This window comes from Desulfacinum infernum DSM 9756 (assembly GCF_900129305.1).
GTDB lineage: Bacteria > Desulfobacterota > Syntrophobacteria > Syntrophobacterales > DSM-9756 > Desulfacinum > Desulfacinum infernum.
This window is the reverse complement of record NZ_FQVB01000073.1, coordinates 1-2815: the sequence shown is the minus strand read 5'-3', so window position 1 is coordinate 2815 and position 2815 is coordinate 1. Positions and strand designations below refer to the sequence as shown.

Annotated in this window: 1 protein-coding gene and 1 pseudogene; both read left to right on the top strand. The window is 59.0% G+C overall.

Features of this window, described 5'->3' with window-relative positions; genetic code table 11:
• The first annotated feature begins 274 nt into the window (after nt 1-274).
• On the top strand, nt 275-1057 hold the full coding sequence (locus BUB04_RS18535; protein WP_073042278.1) for a class I SAM-dependent methyltransferase: 783 nt from the start codon (nt 275-277) through the stop codon (nt 1055-1057).
• A gap of 344 nt (nt 1058-1401) precedes the next feature.
• A pseudogene (metK, locus tag BUB04_RS18530) lies at nt 1402-2568 on the top strand (methionine adenosyltransferase); the annotation flags it as partial.
• Between the last annotated feature and the right edge of the window lie 247 nt (nt 2569-2815).

Below are 2815 nucleotides of genomic sequence, written 5' to 3'. Positions count from 1 at the left end.
CATCGAATGAAAAATTTGTAGTGTAGAATTTGAAAGCACTCTACAACAAAATCAGTAACTTACACACAAAAGTGACAAACTTGGGTTAACAGAGTGCGAAGCACTCCTTGACATTTTTTTCTCAACAGGTATGGTTCTCCAAATGTTGCGATCAGAACGATGTTAATGCCACAAATTCTCATTCGTATGTTTTCTAAGTAAAGTGTCCTCGGTCACATCAAACATCGGGTTGATCTCGTCCCCTGAACCCACGGCTGCCGAAGGGAGGGTGGAGATGAAAGGACAACCATGCCGAATCGTCTTTCCAAGGGTTTCCGACGCACTGGACCAGGACGAAGAATGGATCTTCGTGGAAAGGGGAGGGCGGATGCAAAAGATCCGCCTCCACAACTACGGGGACATCTACCGGATCCCCGGACTCTACGAAGAGCTTTTCTACAAGAAACTGGGATGCGACTCGCCCAATGTGGTCTGCGGCCTGCTCGACCGGGCCATGAAACGCCATGGAGGGCCCGACTCTTTGCGGGCCCTCGATTTCGGAGCCGGCAACGGCATGGTGTCCGAAAAGCTCAGCGAGCTTCGGCACTGCGAGTTTCTCGTGGGCATTGACATCCTCAAAGAGGCCAAGGAAGCCGCCGAAAGGGATCGCCCCGGGCTGTACGATCATTATTGGGTCATGGACCTGGCGCGGCTGGACGAATTCAATCGCAAGCGCCTTCAATCGTATCGGTTCAACACGCTGGTGACGGTAGCGGCCCTGGGCTTCAACGACATCCCCACCCGGGCCTTTCTCAATGCGTTCAATCTGGTGCCTAAGGGATCCTGGATCGCCTTCAACATCCGGGACAAATTCCTGCGCGAAGATGACCGCTCGGGCTACCGGAACGCGTTGGACAGGCTTCAGGATTCCTGTTTCCAAATCCTGGAGCAAACCGACTATTGCCACCGCCGTTCCATCACGGGCCGGAAACTGTGCTACCGGGCCATCGTGGGGCAAAAGACGGCGGAAGCGGACATCGAGGATCTGTTCGAGAAGCGATGCGTCCGGTCGACCTGACGGCTGGGACGGGCCGAAGCCCCGGGGGAACTTCCAGGAACGCCGAGACGAGCGTTTCAACGGAGCGCTGCCTTCCAGGCCGCAGAAGAGCCTCCGGATGTCGGATAGGCCATCGGGCACAGTTCCCGTCACATCAAGACCTTGCGATGGATCTTCCCGGCGGGGCTACAGCCACGCGGTTACCGGGAGAGGGGCAACTCTCCGGCCGGCTGCCAGGGCTGTTCGGGCGCACCGACATTGAGATGAAGACGCAGGGGCCGAGATGCTCTCTGCCTGTTGAAAACGACCTGCCGGCCGTTTGAACCGCGGCCGACACAAGGCACAAAAGGAGGAAGAAAACGATCATGGGCAAAGAAAGGTTTCTCTTCACGTCCGAATCGGTGACGGAAGGACATCCGGACAAGATCGCCGACCGAGTTTCCGATGCGGTGCTGGATGCCATCATGGCACAGGACCAGGAATGCCGTGTCGCCTGTGAAACCATGGTCACCACGGGCATGGCGGTGGTTTCGGGCGAGATCACCACCGGATGTTGGGTGGACATCCCGGAGATTGTCCGGCACACGATCCGCGAGATCGGCTACGACGGCTCCGACATGGGCTTCGACTGGAGAACCTGCGCGGTGATCACCAGCATCGACAAACAATCGCCGGATATCTCCCAAGGGGTGACAGCCGGCGAAGGGCTCTTTGAAGAACAGGGGGCCGGCGACCAGGGGCTCATGTTCGGCTACGCCTGCACGGAAACCAGCACCCTCATGCCCATGCCGATTCATTACGCCCACCGCATCACCCGCCGCCTGGCGGAAGTGCGAAAGGACGGCATCCTGGGCTTTTTACGCCCGGACGGCAAGTCGCAAGTGACCGTGGAATACGTGGACGGCCGGCCGCGCCGCGTGGACACCGTGGTCGTGGCCTCCCAGCACCATCCGGACGTCTCTTACGAAACCTTGCAGGAAGGCATCATCGAAGAGGTGATCAAGAAAGCCATCCCCGTAGAATTTCTGGACGCGCAAACCAAATATTTCATCAACGCCACGGGACGCTTTGTCATCGGAGGCCCCATGGGGGATTGCGGCCTCACGGGCCGCAAGATCATCGTGGACACCTACGGCGGTTACGGACGCCACGGCGGCGGGTGCTTTTCGGGCAAGGATCCGTCCAAGGTGGATCGCACCGCTTCCTACATGGCCCGGTACGTGGCCAAGAACATCGTGGCGGCCGGCCTGGCCGACAGGTGCGAGGTGCAGCTGGCCTACGCCATCGGGGTGGCGGAGCCGGTGAGCGTCATGGTGGATACCTTCGGAACCGGAAAGTTCCCCTCGGAACAGATCACGGAATGGGTACGCCAGGTCTTTCGGCTGAAACCTGCCCAGATGATCCGCGACCTGCGCCTTCTCCGCCCCATTTTCAAGAAGACGGCCGCCTACGGTCATTTCGGCCGGAACGATCCCGACTTCACATGGGAACGAACGGACAAGGCGGACGCCTTGGCGCAACGGGCGGGCCTGGGAAGTTCGGAGCGGCCCGCGGCAGCTTCCGGCGATCGGCGCGGCATGCGCGTGGTTCGCTGATTTTCGGCTCCCGATTCCTTGCAACAATCCACACCAACAACCGGGCGGAGCCGGCGGGACCGGCCGGAGCCGTTTCGGTAGGCCCTTACCCCAAGTTTGTCATCTATATGCTGCATAGTGCGACAGTGTGCCGATTTTGCTCATCTAACTATCTGAAAGGCCGTTGAAGGGGCCTCGAAAATTG

Coding starts and splice junctions, on each gene's coding strand:
- BUB04_RS18535 (WP_073042278.1), top strand. CDS start 275: ATGAAAGGACAACCATGCCGAATCGTCTTTCCAAGGGTTTCCGACGCA.